Below are 564 nucleotides of genomic sequence, written 5' to 3'. Positions count from 1 at the left end.
GACTCACGGAGCTGCGCCGGCGTCTGAGCATGGCGGTGCATGAGTCGCTCGCCCAACGCATCGTGGTGCGCCATCACTTGAGCGGACTGACCCGCGAGGAGCTGCCGGAGTATCTGAGCCATCGTCTGCGCCTGGCCGGTTGTGAGCTGCCGCTATTCGAGCCCGCGGCCGTCGAGGCGCTGTTCCAGGCCACTCAGGGGATGCCACGTAAGGTCAATCGCCTGGCCCACTATGCGCTCACCAGTGCCGCCCTGGAGCAGGCCCGCCAGGTCAGCGCCGAGCATGTCCAAACCGCCCGCGAGGAGGTCGCCCCATGACGCACATCCCCGAGCCCTTCACGCTCTCGCTGCCCACCACCTGGTCGCCCGAGCAAGCGTGGTTCGTCCACGCCCTCCTCGAAGATCTGCTCGAGCAGATCGACGCCCACTATGGCACGGCCGTGCAGCACTGGCTCAGTGAGCTCGACGCCGAAGAAGAAGCCTACCGCGAGCGTCAGGGCGACCTCTTCAACGACGATTTCGACGATCCGATCTCCTTCTGAAAGACCTCAACGCGGCGGGCCGA

The 564-nt window shown here is 66.1% G+C and carries 1 protein-coding gene and 1 pseudogene; both read left to right on the top strand.

Annotation, left to right across the window (positions count from 1 at the left end; translation table 11 throughout):
* Positions 1-317 (top strand): annotated as a pseudogene (locus G3446_RS27240) (AAA family ATPase); the annotation flags it as partial.
* Complete coding sequence (locus G3446_RS27235; protein ID WP_164456755.1) at positions 314-541, top strand: hypothetical protein; 228 nt, start codon at positions 314-316, stop codon at positions 539-541. The pseudogene G3446_RS27240 and the gene G3446_RS27235, both read left to right, overlap by 4 nt.
* Positions 542-564: the final 23 nt, after the last annotated feature.

It is taken from the genome of Thiorhodococcus minor (assembly GCF_010820565.1).
Lineage (GTDB): Bacteria > Pseudomonadota > Gammaproteobacteria > Chromatiales > Chromatiaceae > Thiorhodococcus > Thiorhodococcus minor.
Note: the sequence above shows the minus strand (reverse complement) of the source record. Positions and strands in the feature narration are given on the sequence as shown.